Origin of the sequence: Enterobacter sp. ENT03 (genome assembly GCF_019218745.1) — a bacterium.
Taxonomy (GTDB): Bacteria; Pseudomonadota; Gammaproteobacteria; order Enterobacterales; family Enterobacteriaceae; genus Enterobacter_D.
Genome location: NZ_JAHUXA010000001.1, coordinates 639,234 through 658,962, shown reverse-complemented (window position 1 = coordinate 658,962; position 19,729 = coordinate 639,234). Strand labels below are relative to the sequence as shown.

The 19,729-nt window shown below is 57.7% G+C and carries 13 protein-coding genes; 7 read left to right on the top strand and 6 right to left on the bottom strand.

The genetic code is table 11. From position 1 onward, the window contains the following. Nucleotides 1-9: 9 nt before the first annotated feature. The 5 genes from KW828_RS03125 to KW828_RS03105 all read left to right on the top strand — a co-directional run bounded on the left by KW828_RS03125 (nt 10) and on the right by KW828_RS03105 (nt 6,086). Nucleotides 10-1,068, top strand: a complete 1,059-nt coding sequence (locus KW828_RS03125) for a Gfo/Idh/MocA family protein (RefSeq protein WP_218334944.1) — start codon at nt 10-12, stop codon at nt 1,066-1,068. Further along, nucleotides 1,065-3,335, top strand: a complete 2,271-nt coding sequence (locus KW828_RS03120; protein WP_218334943.1) for a glycoside hydrolase family 65 protein — start codon at nt 1,065-1,067, stop codon at nt 3,333-3,335. The genes KW828_RS03125 and KW828_RS03120 overlap by 4 nt, the downstream gene beginning before the upstream one ends. A gap of 4 nt (nt 3,336-3,339) precedes the next feature. Then, the gene (pgmB, locus tag KW828_RS03115) at nt 3,340-4,008 is read left to right on the top strand and encodes a beta-phosphoglucomutase (RefSeq protein ID WP_218334942.1); all 669 of its coding nucleotides are present in this window, start codon (nt 3,340-3,342) and stop codon (nt 4,006-4,008) included. Nucleotides 4,009-4,018: 10 nt separating this feature from the next. After that, a complete protein-coding gene (locus tag KW828_RS03110) occupies nt 4,019-5,098 on the top strand; it encodes an ABC transporter ATP-binding protein (RefSeq protein ID WP_218334941.1) in 1,080 nt (359 codons plus the stop codon). 76 nt (nt 5,099-5,174) lie between these two features. Continuing rightward, the gene (locus KW828_RS03105) at nt 5,175-6,086 is read left to right on the top strand and encodes an OmpG family monomeric porin (RefSeq protein WP_218334940.1); all 912 of its coding nucleotides are present in this window, start codon (nt 5,175-5,177) and stop codon (nt 6,084-6,086) included. A 49-nt stretch (nt 6,087-6,135) separates the two neighbouring features. On the opposite strand, the gene KW828_RS03100 is transcribed toward KW828_RS03105, so the two are convergent. Together KW828_RS03100 and KW828_RS03095 are read right to left on the bottom strand one after the other, a co-directional pair. Further along, the gene (locus KW828_RS03100; protein ID WP_218334939.1) at nt 6,136-7,128 is read right to left on the bottom strand and encodes a LacI family DNA-binding transcriptional regulator; all 993 of its coding nucleotides are present in this window, start codon (nt 7,126-7,128) and stop codon (nt 6,136-6,138) included. A 167-nt stretch (nt 7,129-7,295) separates the two neighbouring features. Beyond that, a complete protein-coding gene (locus tag KW828_RS03095) occupies nt 7,296-9,392 on the bottom strand; it encodes an ADP-ribosylglycohydrolase family protein (RefSeq protein WP_218334938.1) in 2,097 nt (698 codons plus the stop codon). A gap of 320 nt (nt 9,393-9,712) precedes the next feature. On the opposite strand from KW828_RS03095, the gene KW828_RS03090 reads away from it, so the two are divergent. Then, a complete protein-coding gene (locus KW828_RS03090; RefSeq protein ID WP_218334937.1) occupies nt 9,713-12,316 on the top strand; it encodes a hypothetical protein in 2,604 nt (867 codons plus the stop codon). A 42-nt stretch (nt 12,317-12,358) separates the two neighbouring features. Here the strand turns inward: KW828_RS03090 and KW828_RS03085 are convergent, their stop codons facing one another. Both KW828_RS03085 and KW828_RS03080 read right to left on the bottom strand, forming a co-directional pair. Continuing rightward, the gene (locus KW828_RS03085; protein WP_218334936.1) at nt 12,359-14,725 is read right to left on the bottom strand and encodes a TIM-barrel domain-containing protein; all 2,367 of its coding nucleotides are present in this window, start codon (nt 14,723-14,725) and stop codon (nt 12,359-12,361) included. Between the two features lie 18 nt (nt 14,726-14,743). Continuing rightward, nucleotides 14,744-15,997, bottom strand: coding sequence for an MFS transporter (locus KW828_RS03080; protein WP_218335364.1), 1,254 nt, complete (start codon nt 15,995-15,997; stop codon nt 14,744-14,746). A 303-nt stretch (nt 15,998-16,300) separates the two neighbouring features. On the opposite strand from KW828_RS03080, the gene KW828_RS03075 reads away from it, so the two are divergent. Further along, on the top strand, nt 16,301-17,374 hold the full coding sequence (locus tag KW828_RS03075; RefSeq protein WP_218334935.1) for a LacI family DNA-binding transcriptional regulator: 1,074 nt from the start codon (nt 16,301-16,303) through the stop codon (nt 17,372-17,374). Here KW828_RS03075 and KW828_RS03070 read toward each other — a convergent pair. Further along, on the bottom strand, nt 17,371-18,636 hold the full coding sequence (locus KW828_RS03070) for a DUF1479 domain-containing protein (RefSeq protein ID WP_218334934.1): 1,266 nt from the start codon (nt 18,634-18,636) through the stop codon (nt 17,371-17,373). The two genes, KW828_RS03075 and KW828_RS03070, sit on opposite strands and share 4 nt — an antisense overlap. A 152-nt stretch (nt 18,637-18,788) precedes the next feature. Further along, nucleotides 18,789-19,604: a Cof-type HAD-IIB family hydrolase gene (locus tag KW828_RS03065; RefSeq protein ID WP_218334933.1), complete on the bottom strand. Its 816-nt coding sequence runs from the start codon at nt 19,602-19,604 to the stop codon at nt 18,789-18,791. Nucleotides 19,605-19,729 lie beyond the last annotated feature (125 nt).

Genomic DNA, 19,729 nt, shown 5'->3' with positions numbered 1-19,729 from the left:
AGGTTCTCTGTGATGAGTGCAACCACGACTTCACCGCTGCGCGTCGCCATTATCGGTGCCGGGCAGGTGGCGGATAAAGTACACGCTTCGTACTACTGCACCCATGACGCTGTGGAACTGGTGGCTGTCTGTGACAGCCGCCTCTCTCAGGCGCAGGCGATGGCAGAGAAGTACGGCGCGCATATCACGGTCTGGGACGATCCGCAGGCCATGCTCGACGCGGTGAAACCTGATGTGGTCAGCGTCTGCTCGCCCAACCGCTTTCACTATGATCACGTGATGATGGCGCTGGCGGCCGGATGCCATGTGATGTGCGAAAAGCCGCCCGCCATGACGCCGGAGCAGGCAGAAGCCATGTGCAGCGCCGCCCGCCGCGCCGGAAAAGTGCTGGCCTACGACTTTCACCACCGTTTCGCGCTGGATGCGCAATTATTGCGCCAGCAGGTGATCGACGGTGCGCTGGGCGAAGTGTATGTCACCACCGCGACCGCATTGCGCCGCTGCGGCGTACCGGGGTGGGGCGTCTTCACTAATAAAGAACTTCAGGGCGGCGGACCGCTGATCGACATCGGCATTCATATGCTGGATGCCGCGCTCTACGTGCTCGGGTTTCCGGCGGTCAAGCGCGTCAGCGCTCACAGCTTTCAGAAAATCGGTACCCGTAAAAACAGCGGTCAGTTTGGCGAGTGGGATCCGGCGACCTACAGCGTGGAAGACGCGCTGTTCGGCACCATCGAATTTCACAACGGCGGCATTCTGCGGCTGGAAACGTCGTTTGCGCTCAACATTGCCCCACAGTCGATCATGAACGTGACGTTCTGCGGCGATAAGGCCGGAGCGACGCTGTTTCCGGCGCAGGTATACACCGACGAGGGCGGCGAGTTGAAAACGCTGTTTGCCCGTGAACAGGCTGATGACAACCGCCACCTGCGCAGCATGGACGCCTTTGTGCGTCACGTGCGGGGCGAGGCGGTGCCGGTTGCCGACGCCGAACAGGGACGCATCGTGCAGCAGCTGGTGGCCGCACTTTATCGGGCCGCCGAGACAGGGACAAGTGTGGAATTATGATCAAGCTTTCGACGCTCAGGCAAACGGAATGCAGTCTGCATAGCCTGAACAAATACGCCTCGCTGATGACCACCGGCAACGGTTACATGGGCGTGCGTGCCACTCACGAAGAAACCTGCCCGCTGCAAACTCGCGGCATGTATCTCGCCGGGTTGTACCACTGCGCGGGCAAAGGCGAAACCAGCGAGCTGGTCAACCTGCCGGATATTATCGGCGTGCAGATCGAACTTAACGGCGAGATTTTTACCACCGCAGGCGGTGTCATCAGCGACTGGCAGCGTGAACTGGATTTCGCCACCGGCGAGTTAACGCGCTCGCTGGTCTGGCGTTCACCACAGGGCGCGCAGTACCGCATCAGCAGCCGCCGTTTCGCCTCGGCCGATCAGCTGCCGCTGTTCGCCATGACGCTGACCATCACGCCGTTAAACGGCGACACCCGCGTGTCGCTGGTCACCGGCATTGACGCCACCCAGACCAACAGCGGTCGTCAGCATCTGGATGAAGTGCAGTTGCGGGTCTTTGGTGAACACTATTTACAGGGCATCTACGCCACCCAGGACGGCGCGGCGGATGTCGCCATCACCAGCTGGTGCCGCGTAAAAGGGGCCGCCAGCACCTGCTTTACCGCGAAAAACCGTCAGCTTCTGCAACACAACACGGCGCACGTCGCGGCGGGCGAGAGCATCACGCTGGAAAAACTGAGCTGGGTCGCCTGGTGCGATGACGGTACGGCGTCGCAGGAATCGCTCAGTCAGCAGGGGCGCGCCGCGCTTGAACGCTGCGTTGCCCAGGGTTATGACACGCTGCGTGCCGTCTCGGACGCGCAATGGCAGACCTTCTGGGCGCGCAGCCGCGTACAGGTGTTAAGCGCGGATCCGCGCGACCAGCAGGCGCTGGATCACGCGCTGTATCATCTGCACATCATGACGCCGGGCCACGACGAGCGCAGCAGCATTGGCGCGAAAGGGCTGACCGGCGAGGGCTACAAAGGGCACATCTTCTGGGATACCGAAGTGTTCCTGCTACCGTTCCACCTGTTCAGCCAGCCGGACATCGCCCGCCGCTTACTGCGCTACCGCTGGCACAATCTGCCGGGCGCGCGCAACAAAGCGCGGCAAAACGGCTGGCAGGGGGCGCTGTTTCCGTGGGAGAGCGCCCGCAGCGGCGACGAAGAAACGCCGGAGTTCGCCGCGATCAATATCCGTACCGGCGTACGGCAAAAAGTGGCCTCTGCGCTGGCGGAGCATCACCTGGTGGCAGACATCGCCTGGGCGGTGGTGGCCTACTGGCACGCCACCCACGACGACAGCTTTATGGCGCACGAAGGGCTGGAATTGCTCATCGACACGGCGACGTTCTGGATCAGTCGCGCGGTAGAGGTGAATGGCCAGCTGGAGATCCACGACGTTATCGGCCCGGACGAGTACACCGAGCACGTGAATAACAACGCCTACACCAGCTATCTGGCGCACTACAACGTGGCACAGGCGCTGACGTTTTCCCGCCACTTTGCCTGCGGCGACGAGGCGTTTCAGCGCGAGGCGGAGCGTTTCCTGAAGCTGTTGTGGCTGCCGCAACCGCAGGCGGATGGCGTCCTGCCCCAGGATGACAGCTTCCTGCAAAAACCGGCGATCGATCTCAGCGCCTATAAAACCCATGCGGGTAAGCAGACCATCCTGCTGGATTACTCGCGGGCGGAAGTCAACGAGATGCAGATCCTCAAGCAAGCAGACGTGGTGATGCTGACCTATATGCTGCCGGAGCAGTTCACGCCCGCGCAGTGTCTGGCGAACCTGAACTTTTATGAGCCGCGCACCATTCACGACTCGTCGCTCAGCAAGGCGATCCACGGCATCGTGGCAGCAGGCTGCGGCGACACCGACACCGCTTACCGTTTCTGGCGCGAAGGGGCCGACATCGATCTCGGTGGCGACGCCCATTCCTGCGATGACGGTATTCACGCTGCCGCTACCGGGGCGATCTGGCTCGGCGCAATCCAGGGCTTTGCCGGGCTGTCAGTGCGTCATGGCGATCTGCATCTGGCGCCGCGTTTACCCCAGGGCTGGCAGCAACTCGACTTCCCGCTGTGCTGGCAGGGCGTATCGCTGCACATCACCCTCGATGCCAAGCAGATCCGCATCCGCAGCACGGCCCCGGTCACGCTGTATCTCAATCAGCAGCCCGTGACGGTGGACGGCGAGCTGACCTGTTTACTACGCGATTTTTATTTACCGACATCCGGGACCGCTACCACGGAGGGGCACTAACGCTATGGCACAGCAACTACACGCCGTTATTTTCGATCTTGACGGCGTGATCACCGATACCGCTGAACTGCATTTTCACGCCTGGCAGCAGGTGGCGAGCGAGGTGGGCATCGACATCGATGAAACCTTTAACGCCACCCTGAAGGGCATCAGCCGCATGGAATCGCTGCGGCGCATTCTGGCGCACGGTGGATGCGAGCAGGCGTTTAATCCAGAGCAGTGCGCGGCGCTGGCGGCACGTAAAAACGGCATTTATGTCGATTCGCTGCGCCAGCTCACCCCCCGCGCCGTGCTGCCGGGGATCAAAACGCTGCTCACTGAGCTGCGCGCTCACGGCATTCCCACGGGCCTCGCGTCGGTTTCCCTGAATGCCCCGGCGATCCTTGAGGCGCTGGAGATGACCGATCTGTTTGGCTTTTGCGCCGATGCGTCGCGCATTCGCCACTCGAAACCGGATCCGGAAATTTTCCTTAACGCCTGTCGCGGGCTGGGCGTTGACCCGCAGGCCTGCATCGGCGTGGAAGATGCGCAGGCCGGTATTGACGCTATCAATGCCTGCGGCATGGCGTCGGTCGGCATCGGCAACACCTTAAATCACGCCATGTTGCGTCTCTCTTCTACGGAAGAACTGACGTGGGCGCGTTTATCAGCATTCTGGCAACACAGAAAGTAAGGACACAACCATGGCACAACTCTCGTTGCGACATATTCAGAAAATTTATGACAACCAGGTCCACGTGGTCAAAGACTTCAACCTGGAGATCGAAGACAAAGAATTTATTGTTTTTGTCGGGCCGTCGGGCTGCGGTAAATCCACCACCCTGCGCATGATCGCCGGTCTGGAAGAGATCAGCGACGGCGATTTGATGATCGACGGCAAGCGCGTCAACGACGTACCCGCCAAGGCGCGTAACATCGCGATGGTGTTCCAGAACTACGCCCTCTATCCGCACATGAGCGTCTACGACAACATGGCGTTCGGCCTGAAAATGCAGAAGATCGACAAGGCAATTATCGACGAGCGCGTCAGCTGGGCGGCGCAAATCCTCGGCCTGCGCGATTATTTAACGCGCAAGCCGGGCGCACTCTCCGGCGGCCAGCGTCAGCGTGTCGCCCTCGGTCGCGCCATTGTGCGCGAAGCCGGGGTATTCCTGATGGATGAACCGCTGTCGAACCTCGATGCCAAGCTGCGCGTACAGATGCGTGCGGAAATCAGCAAGCTGCACCAGAAGCTGAATACCACCATGATTTACGTTACCCATGATCAGACCGAAGCCATGACCATGGCGACGCGGATTGTGATCATGAAGGACGGTATTATTCAGCAGGTAGGCGCACCGAAAACCGTTTATAACCATCCGGCCAATATGTTTGTCGCAGGATTTATTGGCTCGCCGTCAATGAACTTTATTCGCGGCACCATCGACGGTAATCAATTTATTACCGAAACCCTTAAATTGACCATCCCGGCCGATAAATTAAACGCATTGCAGGCCAGCGGTTGTCAGCATAAAGCGGTGGTCATGGGTATTCGCCCGGAAGATATTCATCCGCAACACCAGGAAGAAAATTGTGTTGCCGCGCGTATCAGCGTGGCGGAATTAACCGGTGCGGAGTTCATGCTGTACAGCACCGTGGGGGGGCACGAATTAGTGGTACGTGCCGGGGCCGTTAATGATTATCACGCAGGAGATAATATCAACATTTATTTCGATATGCATAAGTGTCATTTCTTTGACGCGGAAACAGAACAAGCTGTTTAACGAATAAACGCAGTTTATAAATACATCGCCGGACAGCGATTCCGGTTAACCATTTTTATTTTTCTAAGGAATGAAAATGAATATCTTACTGAGCCGTGCCGCACTGATCCTGTGCGCCGGGACATTCTGCGCGCAGGCAGCTGAAAATAATGACTGGCATTTTAATATTGGTGCCATGTATGAAAGTGAAAACGTCGAAGGCCAGGGTGAGGACATGGACGGGCTGTATGAACCGTCAGTCTGGTTCAATGCCTCAAAAGGCCCGTGGCGCGTGGCAATGGCCTACTATCAGGAAGGCCCGGTGGACTACAGCAGCGGTACGCGCGGCTCGTGGTTTGATCGCCCGGAACTGGAAATTCACTACCAGTTTATCGACCGGGAGGATTTCTCCCTCGGTCTGACCGGCGGCTTCCGTAATTATGGGTATCACTTTAAGGATGAGCATAACGATGACGCCGGCACCGCGAATATGCAGCGCTGGAAAGTTGCGCCGGACTGGAATGTGCAACTCAACGACGCCTGGAGTTTTGGCGGCTGGCTGGCTCTTTACCAGTTTGCCAACGATCTCAGTGTGACCGGCTATGCTGACAGCCGCGTGGAAACCGAAACCGGCTTTACGTATAAAATCAACGATACCTTCTCGGTAGTGACCAACTACTATCTTGAGCGTGGATTTAATATGGACAGCGGGCGTAATAACGGTGAATTCTCCACGCAGCAGATCCGTGCTTATTTCCCCATCGCTTTAGGCAATACCACCTTAACGCCTTACACCCGTATTGACCTCGACCGCTGGTCAAACTGGGACTGGCAGGATGATATTACCCGCGAAGATCACGACATGAACCGCCTGGGTATGCTGTACGCCTACGATTTCCAGAACGGCCTGTCCATGACGCTGGACTATGCGTTTGAATGGCAGGGTCATGACGAAGGCAGCGACGATAAGTTCCACTATATCGGCGTCGGCGTTAACTACGCGTTCTGATACCTCACCAGGAGTGGCACGCCAGTGCCACTCTTTTCTGCTGTTTCACTCAACTAATCGTCGTTGCCACAATCACATTACGCGGGCATTTTTCGCCGGAAATCAGCTTGAAAATCAGATCAAAACTCTGCGCGCCCAGCTCCTGGGACGGCACATCAATGCCGCCGGGTGGCGGGTTGAGAATAAAAGAGAGCGTTTCGTTGAGATAGCCCACCACCGTGAGCTGTTGCGGGATGCGGATGTTTTTTTCAGCGGCGGCGCGATAGACGCTCATCAGCTTCAGGCTGTCGGTGGCAAAAATCGCGTCGGGCAGCATCGGCTGGCTCAGTAAGGCGCGGGCGGCGTCGAGGGCGCTCTCCTGCATATAGCCGCCGTCAATGATCCACTCATCACGCAGCGGCAACTGGCTGGCCTGCAAACTCGCTTTATAACCGTTAACCCGATCGATGGAAACGTGATAGCTCAGCGGCGCATGAATACAGGCGATATTTTTATGCCCGTTTTTAATTAACGCCTCGGTAATGGCGACGCTGTCCTGATAGTTATCGGTATCCACCGAATAGACATGTTCAAACTGTCCTTCGACTTTGCCGATCACCACCACCGGAATACCATGTCTGTCAAGCTGTGTCAGAAATGACTCATTGGCCGGCGAGCTGAGCATAATAATGCCCTTGATCATCTTCTGCATAATTTTGCTTTCGCATTTTTGCAGTTCATCCGCAGGGTTTAATGAAGTCTGTAATATCACGTCAAACCCTACTTCCTCCGCTTTTTCGGTAATGGCATGTAATGCTTCAGAGAAATAGGGATTGCCGGCCGTGGTTTTTGTCGGGCGGGTATAAATAACCATAATGGCATCGAAGCCGGAGGAGGTCAGCGCGCGCGCGGCTTTATTCGGATGATAATTCAGCTCACGCATGGCTTTAAGAACGCTATCCCGCGCCTGCGGCGAAATATTGGTTTTCTTATTCAGGACCCGCGATACGGTGGATTTTGAAACGCCTGCCACGCGCGCAATATCATAGATGGTAGGGGACATAACCTTACTGGTTCCATTAATAGAGTTATACTGTTTATCTTACGGGAGATAATGCCGTTAAGACAAACACTACGTGGTTAATTAATGAAACGAATCACTTTACGGACCTCATTGTCCGGTCAATGATTACCCGGCGAAATATCAGCTCCGCCGGGTAACGGTCAGGGTTAATGGATCGGAGAAAGGTGCAGCGCGGCGGTGGAGATGGCACCGGCGAACACCAGCAGTCCACAACCGCCGTCGGTGAACGCCCCGGCGTCTTCATCGGTCACGCTAAGCTGGATGTTATCTACGCTTGCCACAATACGCCTGCCCTGCAAGCGAATATCAAAGGCGATCTCGCGCTCGAAAACGCCCGCCAGCGGGGTTTCCGCCAGCACCGAGCATGTAGCGTCGCGCACCCGTACCAGCTGGAATTTTTCATCGCGGGTAATACGCGCGGCGTAATAGCGGCGCATGCCCTGAAAGCGAAACGCCAGCCCGCCATACTCCCCCAGATGCAGCGTGAGATCGCCCTGGATGCGATAATCGCGCCATTCGCGGGTGCCGTGGATCAAAAGCCCTTCCTCCCGTTCGCTGGCGATGCGGAAACGATCGGGGTAGTGCCGTGAAAGTAAATCCGCGCCGTTCACCCAGGCGCGCCACCAGAAATCGCTGTTGCCCGTGGGTTTGCGCAGCGTCAGATGCGGCGCACCGTCCCAGCGCAGGGTATCCACCAGCACTCGCCCGGCAGACGCCGCCGCCAGCGCCACGCCCACCTCGGCAATGGGCTGACCGTGGCTGTCCGGCAGCGTCATGGTCAGCGTAATTCCGCCTCCCGGTCGCAACGGCTGCGGATCGCCATAGTAACAGTGCAGTTCACTGTTTTCGTCGTATACCCGGTAGCAAAGCCGCACCGAGACGACCTGCCGGTTATCCGGCGGGGCAAACAGCGTGGCCTGTAATTGCTGGCCGGGATAGACCAGCGGCGTCGCCATCAGATCGTAACTGGCGTAGCTCAGCATGTCGGCCACTTCCGGCGGTGAAAAGGTAAGGGTAGTCACGCAGGCCGGGGCGTCTGGCGGCAGGGACTGATAATCCAGGCATAACATATTTCGCCCCTGATACGCCGCATTGCTCACCCGCACCGACGGCGACAGCGAGCGAAAACCCTGTACGCTGCCCGGCAGCGAAAAGTGAAACGGAGCGCCATCTTTACGGGGCGCAGGGCGCGGCAGCCCGGCGAGCGAATGGGCAAGATCGTACAGATAATCGGTAATACGCACGGCGTTATTAATGGAAAAACCGCCGTCCGCCGACGAGATCAGCAGGCGATCCGCCAGCGGCCCGCGCCAGTCCGGCCCGGCATCAATGCCCGCCAGCCCGGTCATGATCCCCGACAGGCAGCCGACGTTACCGGCGTTGCAGTCGGTATCCCGGCCCGAGGTGTTGATAATGCATTGCGCCTGCTGAAAATTATCGGGCGCATAGAGTATCGCCATGATCATCAGGGCGTGATTGGGCACCATCGGGCAGTTGCCGGGATAGTTGTCATACCCATACTGAGCGTCAATCTTCTCGCGGGTGAGATGCCAGTCGCCATCCTGCTGATGCCAGCGGCGAACGTCGGCGATCATGCGTGCGATTTCGCACTCCTTAGGGATAAACGACAACCCCAGATCCAGTAGGTGCTGAATATCGTCACAGACAAAGGCCTGGGCCTCCATGGCCGCCCACAGCATCGCCGCCCATACCGCTTCGCCATCGTGACTGACGCTGGCGGCTTTTTGCGCTAATGACGCCGCAAGCGCAGGCTGGCCCGGCGCGACCAGCGCCCAGCCATCAATAAAAATTTGTGCGCCAATCTGTTCGGCTATGGTTTTGCCGTTAGTGGCCGTTGCACCGCTTAACGGCGCGGGAATGCCTTTTTTGAGGTTCAGCCAGGCCGTCTGCTCGCTGGAATTGCCGTTGCCGCCCCACCATAAAATAGTGCGCTTATCGATAATGTAATTCAGCCAGCACTGGCCAATTTGTTCCGCGGTAAGCGTATCCGCTAACGCATAATCTTCCAGCGCGCGAATAAAGGTAAAGGTACCTGCCACGTCGTCGTCGGCGACCACCAGCGGGCGATTAAATTTTTCATGCACATAATAATTAATTTCACCGAGCTGCTGGACGATTTCCTGATAACGCCAGCCCTCAAATGGCCGGCCTAAATAGACACCGATTAATTTTCCCAGTACCCCGGCATACAGTCGCTGATAATAATCTGCGGGCAATTGCATATTTTCTGTCCTAAATGAACGCTCCCTGTGGTGGCCGTTTTTTAAAACGCAGGTGACCGCGCGTCAATAACTCTCATTCATCAATATTGAGTTTTTTTGAGAACAGAGAGCCAAATCAAACTTTATTATTTTTACGCAGTAAGATGCGTAAAAGAATATGACCATGAACACGTTATATCATTAACACTCTTTTAACGGCTGCCTCCGCTGTAATTAAGTTTCGGGTAATTTATAAATGACATCGCCTGAACACTGACCCGCGATACCCCTGTCTTGTCGGTCAGGTTTAATCGCTATTTGTATTTCACCGGAGATGTATTATGCAACTGGATTTTAGCCACAGTATTACTAACGATACCTGGTATCCCACCGCCGATCTGCGTGGCTTTAAAGCCAAATCGGGCGGCACTGTCGATATAAAACAAAAACTCATTCTGACCTTTAGCGCCCCGGGTAAAATTACCGAAGGGGATATTACGATTTCATCCAGTCCGTGGCGTGAATTTAAACTGAATATCGAGTCGAGCGAAATCGGCAACGGGGTTTACGATTATAAAGTGACCATTACTGCAGCCGATGGCCAGGCGATTGGCAATGTCATCACCCAGATCCATATCGGCGTCAATGCCTCTTCGGATGCCGTACCGAAATGGGCGACCTTCAGCGACACCTTTACCGCAGCAGCCGACGAAGAAACCAACGTCGCCGGGGAACTGGTCGTGAACTGCGCCAGCCTCCCGGCAGGGCTGGAAGGCGTTGCGCTGGCGCTGGTGCTGACGCGTGGTGAAAAACGCGAAACCGTCTTTCCGAAAGCGGGAACGGCCTATTTCAGCCTCGCTGCCGGTACCTGGCATGCGCAGGTCGAAGAACTGCGCACCGCCGATGGCACCGTGCGCGCGCCGGTCAGCCTGAGCGCGTCGGAACTGACCATCAGCAAAGGCCAGCGTACCCGCCTCGACATTTCCTTTGCTCCGGCAGTGCGCAGCACCACGCTCGACGTGGCGCTAAACCTGGCGGCGGTGCCCGGCCTGCAGAACCAGGATCTGCATCTGGTGTACCTGCAAAATGGCGTGGAAAAACAGCGTCACGTTCTGCGCGCCGGACAGACGCAGCGTCTGGAAAGCCTGCCCACCAGCGGCAATTTCGCCCTGCGCATAAACGACGTGAAGCTTAATAACACGCACTACATTTTTGACGGTATCAACGGCGCGCTGAACGGTCGTTATCATCATCTGGCGTTTACCAGCACTCAGGTGCGCCAGCAGGATGATAAACAAACCGGCTCGGCGAAACTGACGCTGCACGTCAGGGCGGAACACGGGCTGAACGCCACCTTCGATCTGCGTCTTAACGACGGCGGGGCGATCCCGCGCCAGTACCATTTTGCTAATCTGCCGATCCGCGACGGCAACCTCGAACAAACCGTGGTGCTGGCTCCGGGTGTGTATCACATTGAAACCGCGCCCTTTATTCATGACAGCGTGGTGCATTATGTGGATGTCAGCCCGCAACCGCTGCGCATCGAGAGCAATGCGCCGCAGGTGTTAACCGTGAACATCACGGCCGGGGCGAACCTGCGCGTGAAAGGTTTCCCGGACTACCTGAGCTTTGGCGGCTGCGCGGATATGTCGCAGAGTAACGTTGACGATCTGGCGGAAGCGCGCGTGGCCTCGCTGTTCAAATATTCGGGCGATGACGGCATGGGCGACGCATCGGGGTATCTTGATCCGGCGAAAGAACCCACCGCTAAAATCATTGAGATGGCGCGCAACGTGGAAGCAAAAATCAACGATCATGTGCTGCCGATGATGGTGTCTTATACCTGCAACCTGTCGCTGGGGGACGTCGAGCGCATCATTAAAGATCCGGTGCGCCACCAGTTCAGTTTCGCCAACTTTATTCAGGCGCTGAAAATGGCGGATGCGGCGAAAGATGCCGCGCATCCGGTACCGGCGGGCTTTATCGTGAACCCGGATTACCTGGGAGAGTGCCAGAAGTACGGCTTCGCACCGGATTATGCGATCCCGGTGCGTAAACCACTGGCGGACGCGCTGGCGCATCACGGCATCAACGTCGCTGTGCCGTCGGCGATCACCGATACCTTAAAAGGCTACATCAAAGGCGTGAACTGGCTGGTGCGCGTGGTGGCCCCGGACGTAGTGCTCGGCTGGCAGGTCAACCTGTGGGGCGTTGGCGGATCGCAGTGGATTTACAGCGATTTTACCTATGATGATATTTTCGACCCGATCGATGGCACGCATAAAAAAATGACCCTCGATCCCCATCTGGCGGGCAAACTCACCGCGCAGTACGCGCTGCTGGTGGGCGTTTTTGATGAGATCCCTTATACCCGTGCGGATGGTTCGGCAGCGCTGGCAAAAGGCGCAGACTTTATGGCCGCCGACCGCTATGAAGCAGACGATTTCACCAGCCGCGCTTACAAAAACGGTTACTGCTACACGCCTTACGAGTGGGAGCGCACCTTTGATTTCTGTGCGGCGTTAAGCCGTTATCTGCGCCAGCCCGTGCTGCCGTGGCAGGTTCCCGCCAGCCGCCTGGCCAGCATAAATGAAGTGGTGGGCGAGCTGGACGAGGAGTTCTGGGGTACTGGCGGCAGCTACCTGATGGGACACCCGGAAATCGGCTCGTCGGTGGAGGCGATCAACCGCCGTCTGCTCGATATTCCGTTCCTGGATGTGCATGCGAAGATGATGGGCCACACGCCGCGCGAGCTGTTCAGCCGCCATGAGTGGGACTTCTCCACGCCGAAGTATCTGGATTTCCCGTCACGGGGGATTTTCCATGTGCAGGTAGGGGGCGGGGCGACCACCGGGGTGGTCAGCGCGGTTAACCGCAACAGCAGCAGCTGGATGCGCAGTCGGCTGAAAGCCTATCGTGATAATCCGGTGAAGTTTAAAAACTAACCACTACGCTGACCCTCCCGGCTGAGAGGGTCAGCGTTGATATTAGCGTAACCGCCACCTGTTGGTGGCGATGCCATTCACGACCAGCGAGCGCGTTTCCCCTGCCGGTAATGACACCTGTAAGGTGTCCCACGCGGGCTGATAATCACCAGTGAGGGTGATGTTCAGCGAAATAGTGCGGGCATCACATACCATCTCCCAGTTCAGCCACAGCGCATTCCCGTCTTTATAACCCCAGGACTCACCGTCATCTTCGAACAGCAGCCCGGCACTTGTGCCGACGCCTTTCAGCGGGTAGAGCTTCAGTTCACGGCGATCATCCGCGCGGGCGTCAACATGAGTAATGCGCTCGCTCAGCGGCAGGCCCGCCCCGGCGCGCACCAGCAGCGGCAGTTTTTCCAGCGGCGCGTCGAGCGTCACCCACTGACCGCCGCTGTACCAGGCTCCGTTGTAAAAATCGTACCAGCCGGTTTCGTTATCCGGCAGCCACACGCCGCGCTGGCGCTGGCCCGGCTCCACCACGCTCGCCACCAGCAGATCGCGACCCAGCATAAAATCGTCGCACTCTTCAAAGGTTTGCTCATCGTGTTCGTGATCGAGGAACGTTGGACGCAGCATGGGTTCATCATCGGCATGGGCCTGCCACAGCAGCGTGTACAGATACGGCAGCAGACGGTAGCGCAGTTCGATGGCGCTGCGGATCGCCGGTGTCACCGCCGGGTACATCCACGGCTCATTCACCGTGTGATCGTCATTCCATGAGTGAATGGTGAAACGCGGATGCATCACGCCATTCTGCACCCAACGAATAAACAGCTCGGCATCCGGCTTATCGCCGGAAAAACCGCCGACATCATGGCCAACGTTAAACAGTCCCGACAGGCTCATCCCCACGCCCATCCGCGTGTTGTAGCGCAGTGTATCCCAGTTGGTGCGGTTATCGCCGCTCCAGGTCTGCACGTAGCGCTGCATCCCGGCGCAGCCGGAGCGGGAGATCAGATACGGGCGCTTATCCGGCGCAAAACGCTGCTGCGCTTCCATCGAGGCGCGCATCATCAGCAGCGGCATCACCGGACGGATATGCTTAATGGCGATTTCGCGTCCAAAGCCGTGACAGCGCGCTTCGCCGTCCCACACTTCGTATTCGTTGTTATCGTTCCAGGTGGAATCAATGCCCATCTCCAGCAACTGCGTGGTGACGCCGTTCTGCCACCATTTGATGGTCTGCGGATGGGTAAAATCGAGGTGCGAGCCTTCATCATCCCAGAAGCTGGAGCGCTCCGGCGCGTCGCTTTCGGAATCACGGATAAACAGCCCCTGCTGCGCCACTTCGGCGTAGCGCGGATGATCCTGCAACAGACAGGGCTTGATGTTAGCCGCCAGCTTAATGCCCGCCTCATGAAACGCGCCGGACATCACCTTCGGCTGCGGCACTTTGTCGTAATTCCAGTTAAAGACGTAGCGCTTATTGTTGATGGAGGTATAGCCCGATGACAGCTGGAATGAATCGCACGGAATGGCGTGTTCCGCGCACAGACGGATGAAATTCATCAGCTGATTTTGCGCGTCCGGCGCGTCGGTGTAGTGCATGGTAGAACCGCTGTAACCCAGGCTCCATTTTGGCCCGAACAGCGTTTTGCCGGTCAGACGCACAAAGGCTTTGGTGACGTCCAGCACCCGTTTACCGGTAAAGACGTAGTAATCAATATCGCCCGCTTCCGCCTGCCAGCGGCGATAGGCGGTGTGATAGTTGTCGATCTCGTTACCCAGATCCAGCCAGCAACTGCTGAGGTTGTCATAAAACAGGCCGTAGCTGATGTCATCCCGGCGGGTAATGGTGAAGGGAATATGCTTATACAGCGGATCGGTGCTGACGGCGTTATAGCCCATTGCATCCAGATTGCGCATCTCATAGCGCTTGCCGTTGCGCTGCAAGTCCCCGGCTTTTTCGCCCAGCCCGTAAAAACGTTCAGTTTTATCACGACGCAGATAGTGCGCCACGCCGTCGCCGTGGGCGTTCAGCAGATAAGCGCTGGTAGGGCGATCGCCTGCCAGCCACTGCCACTGGCCCGCGTCGTCACGATAATGCCACTCCAGCCACAGCGGCTGGTGGACGGTAACGCGCAGGGCGGCGGTTTCCACGCTCAGCGTGTCGTCAGTCTGTGAAAGCGTCCACGCCGGGCAGCTAAAACCGCTCAGATCGTCGCGCGGGCGCCCTTCCCAGGGGACGTCCTGCGCCGGGGCGATGCTCCAGGTGCGGTCCAGCGCCAGCTCGCCTTTGCGTTTCACCAGCACGCGAAACAGCGTCTCTTCCAGCACATACAGGCACAACGTATGTTGCCCGTCGACCAACAGTTCAAGATGGTGGTCAGACTGCGAGTGCAGCGTCCAGTTTTTCAACGTTTTCATATCGATTTACATCCACTTTCAGGCGCGTTTAGCGCGACGTTCAGCAATAAATGCCACGAGGAAAAAAGCGCCGACCAGGTCAAAGAAACCCATGGCGACAAACAGCGGGTTGAAGCCGATCTTGTCGGCGGTAACGCCAATCAGCAGCGAGAACAGGAAGCTGGCGATCCATGCGCAGGAGCCGCGCATACCGTTGACCGTTGCCATCTGCCCCTTATCGAACGACTCCACCACCAGCGCGCTCAACATGCAGGAGATGATCTGATGGCCGAAGCCGCCAATGGAGATCAGGCCGATGATGATGTAGGGATCGCGGGTGAGGGTGACGACGGCCAGCGAGATCATCAAAAATGCGCCGGTCACGGAGCTTGCGACAATGGAGTTGATGCGCGCGCAGCCAAACCAGCGGGTATAAAGTTTGGTCAGATAGCCGCTGGCGATACTGCCGAGATCGGCGGCGAGGAACGGCAGCCAGGCGAACATGGCGATCTGTTTCAGATCCATGCCGTGCTCTTTCGCCAGATACAGCGGCACCCAGAAGCTCATCACCGCCCAGGCCGGTTCCGCCATAAACGCCGGGATGGCGATACCGTAAAAACGTTTGTTTTTCGACACGGTTCTCAGTGCGGTGAAAAAGGGCAGTCTTTCAGTGAGCGGCTCATTATCCTGCTGAATATGCGCCAGCTCTTCTTTACTCAAATTGGGGTGCTTATCCGGGTTGTAATAGAACGCCCACCACAGCACCACCCACAGCAGCGCCAGCGCGCCGGTAAACATAAACGCCCCCTGCCAGCCGAAAGAGGCATGGGCAAAATAGATAATCGGCGGTGCCAGCATCGCGCCAATTGAGAAGCCAACGCCCGCCCAACCCGCGGCAACCGGGCGTTCCGATTTCGGGAACCACTCGCCCAGCGTTTTGGCGTTTGCCGGTGTCGCCGCCGCTTCCGCGCCGCCCATAAAGAAGCGCAGGATCGCCAGCTGCAGCCAGCTTCCCGCTCCGGCATGTAAAATACAGGCCAGCGCCCACAGGGTGGCGCAGATCATAAAGCCCAGCTTCAGGCCGATCACGTCAATCAGCCAGCCGCACAGCGGCTGAAAGAGGGTATAGGCGAGCTGGAACGCGCCAACAATGTACGAATACTGTTCTGTGGTAATGCCGAGGCTGTCTTTTAACTCCGGGGCGAGAATACCCAGCGAGTTACGGGTGATGTAGTTGACGGTGACGCCGAGCAAAAACAGCACCAGCACCCACCAGCGAAGATTCTTGATGATGCGACGCGGCTAGCCGACCGCAATATCGTTGTTAATGTCCTGACTCATAACGCTCTCCGACGGACGTTGTAGGGGTATCTGATTGATACTTATCGTTTTAATGACAGAGTTGTTGCACAACTAGTATGGAAGTTGTGCGTCCTGTTGAGGTTATGAATAATCATTGCCCGGCAATAGCGGATTTTGTGCAAGCTTTCTCAGTAATTTGCCAAAGATGCGCAGAAAATGGCGTGCAGCACAGAGATAGCGTGATAACACAGCTGTGAAAATTCTTTCATTTGACGAACGGGCGCAGATCACAAAATGGACAAAAAGCTCAAAATCGCTGAAATCGCCACCCGCACGCGGCTGTCTGCCAGCACCGTATCGCGCGTGCTGGCGGGAAAGGCCAATACCAGCGAAAAAGCCCGGACGGCGGTGCTGGCGTGCGCCCGTGAACTGGGCGTGATGGACGGCATGGCCGCCGGACGGCTGCTGCTCAACAGCCTGCTGGTGTTCGCGCCGCAGCGGGCCTTTGATGAGCGCTCGGACATCTTCTATTACCGCGTCATCCAGAGCATCAGCAAAGCGCTGGCTCCCCACGAGGTGCATCTGCGGTACTGCGCGCTGGAGGAGAACGACAGCGACGCCAACCTGTTTCTGGCGAAAATGAACGACAGCGACACTCAGGCGGCGATCCTGCTCGGTATCGACGACGAACATATCCACGATCTGGCTGCCGATCTTGCGAAGCCCTGCGTATTAATTAACTGCCGGGATCGCAAAATGCGCCTGCCCGCCATTGCGCCGGATCACCGGCTGATTGGCGAGTTTGCCGCCCGCTATCTGTTCGAAATGGGCCATCGCAACGTGATGAACGTGCTGTGCCTGCGCCGCTACACCATGGAGCTGCGGCTGGCGGGCATTCGTGACGCCTGGCGCGCGCAAAATGCCCGCTTTAGCGATAACCGTGACGTGCTGCTGGTGCAGAGTTTCAGCGCTCGCGAAGCGGAAGATCGGGTCGGGGAATGGCTCGACGCCCAGCCCGCGAAATCGCTGCCGACGGCCTTTCTGCTGGGGGGTGATTTTCTGGCGGCCGGTGCGGTGAAGGCGCTGCAAAAGCGCGGGCTGCGCGTGCCGCAGGACGTCTCGGTGATGAGTATCGATGGCTTCAACCTGGCGGCGATCCAGGAGGTGCCGCTCACCGCGGTACACGTTCCGCGCGACGAACTGGGGGAAGAAGCGGTGCATCTGTTACAGCAGCGGCTGATCCGCCCCGACGCGCCCACCGGCACGCTGTTACTTAACGGCAGGCTGGCGGTACGGGAATCGGTGCGGCGGATACGCCCGGATAAAAGGCGCACCGCCGTGGAAAGGGAAGGGCTGTATGATGATTAAACCGGCATGCCCAGCGCGCGTTTGCCGTGTTCGTTCAGATCGTCCAGCGTAAAGCGGTCCGCCCAGGTGGTTTCATAGTCTTCGCGCGGGAAGTCGCCCGGCGATGCGCCAGTCTCCAGCGCCGCTTTCACCCGCTTCGCATAGGCGAGGTTTTTCTCGCACAGCGGGGCAGCAGGGATATACATCACGTTGCCCCAGCCCTGCTGATCGGTGACCGGCGCGACCGAGTGGATCACATCGCAGTGCCACCAGACCGAATCCCCGGCCTCCAGTGCCGGAATGCTGGTCAGCGCGTCGATAAGCAGCGGATGCCACTGGGCGGAAATCGGCAGCACGCGCCCTGGCGCGACGCCGCACAGCTCATCGTCCGGCACGTCATCCAGCAGCGGGCGCAGCAGAACATACGCCATCGCTTCGGGGATCGGCACCACGTGCAGCAAGCCCTGGCCTGGGCGCATATCTGACAGCGCCGTCCAGCCCTGGAAGGTGCGGAATACCGAGCATTTGGTGGTGTTATCGACGGTGTACTCTTCCACCTCGGTGCGGTGCGCCGCATTCCACGGATCGTACTCTTCCGGCTTGCCGTTAAACACGGCGGCAAAAACCTGTTGATAGGCAGGCAGCAGCCAGCGCTCCAGCGCGCCGGAATCCGTATGCGCGCCCAGCCCTTTCGAGGTGGTGCCCGGTGGACGGCGGCGAATGCGGTCCGGGTAAATCACGCTGACATCCGGATCAAACCACTGTTTGCCCTCGCTCTCAAAGGTCCACAGGCGGTTTAAAAACGACTGCACCTGCGCCATTTCACTGCTCTGCCGCGCCTGCATCTGCGCCTGCGACCAGTAAATCGGGTAGATTTCCGGGCGGGAGGCCTCAAGTGTGCCGAAGAAGCTGTCGCCCGGCCCTTTGTACACCTCGTCAAAGTGGTTGCGGTCGAGGTACTCCAGCATCGAACGATCCCAGCCCAGCGCCTGTTCACGCGGGAAGTGGCCTTTGATCACCGCGCAGCCGCGGCGTTTTACCGCCTCGCGCTGTGCGTCACTGAGGGTGCCATGTTGAATATCGGCAAAAGGGATCACCGGCCACACCGGTTCGCCGCGCGCTTTCAGGGCGTTGATTTCCGCGACGCGGGCGGCAATGCGCTCGCTTAACTGATTAAACACCGTCTGCACGTCGCCGATTTGCGCGCGCAGGGCCTGCTTGAGTTGACGGATCGCCGCTTTGTGATCGGCAGGCAGCGTTTCGCTGGCACAGATAACAGCCATAAAGACCTCGCATTTCTTTCGTTCGAAAGTGAATTATCTTACATATGTTAATCTAAGTTAAAAAAAAGTTAATGCAAGTTTAAAAACTTGATGAGGTGCACAAAGCGGGAAAAGGGTGATGCCAGCGCAGGACGCACCGGCATCAGCAGGCGTCAGGCTGAGAAGGGGGCTGTACCGTCGAGCACCGCCTGAATAACGTTCAGCGCCCCCTGGTGATTGTTATCGTCCGTGCGGTGACGGGCGATCGCTTTGATCGCCTCCCCGGCATTGTCCATGGCAAAGGAGTAACCGGTCATGCGCAGCATTTCTGCATCGTTGCCGCTGTCGCCGATGGTCACGCACTCCTTCGGCGAGATACCCCAGCGTTTGAGCAGACGGGTGATGCCGTTGGCTTTGTGCAGGCCGGGAATAATCAGATCGACAAACCCAAAGCCGCTGGTGACGGGTTTCATAATGCCGTCGAGGGACACATGCAGCGCATCAATAAGTTGCGGGATCTCACTGTCCGGCAGGTTAAGGGAGAACTTAAACATCTTGTCGTCGATCGCATGATAATCGCGCACCGGTTTCAGGCGGTGATAATGGTGCGACATCAGTTCAACAAACGCCTCCGGCGCGCGATCGCTGACGTAAGCGCTCTCCAGCCCACAGGCGACAAAGTTCAGCCCTTTATCTTTCAGCAGTTCGCCGAGCACGATCTGATATTCATGGCGGGTCAGCTCGCCGTGGAAAAGTTGCTGGCCATGTTCATACACCAGCGCGCCATTTTCGGAGACGAATGAAATACGGTCCTGAATTTCCGGGAAGAAGGAGATGAGCTGATAATACTGGTTACCGCTGGCGACCACGAACTCAATACCGCGGCGCTGTAACTGCTCAAACTGTGCCAGAAAACGATCGCGATCGTAGGTTTTGGCATCATCAAGGAAAGTTCCGTCCATATCGGTGACGATAACTTTAACGGTCATGCATTGCGCTCCTGAATGTAACTGCGACCAGAAACATTCTAATAACAATGTGAGCACAAGCACAATTTTATTTCATTCGAAAGTGCCCGTCGTTATCGAACGGGTAGGCCCGGTAAGCGAAGCGC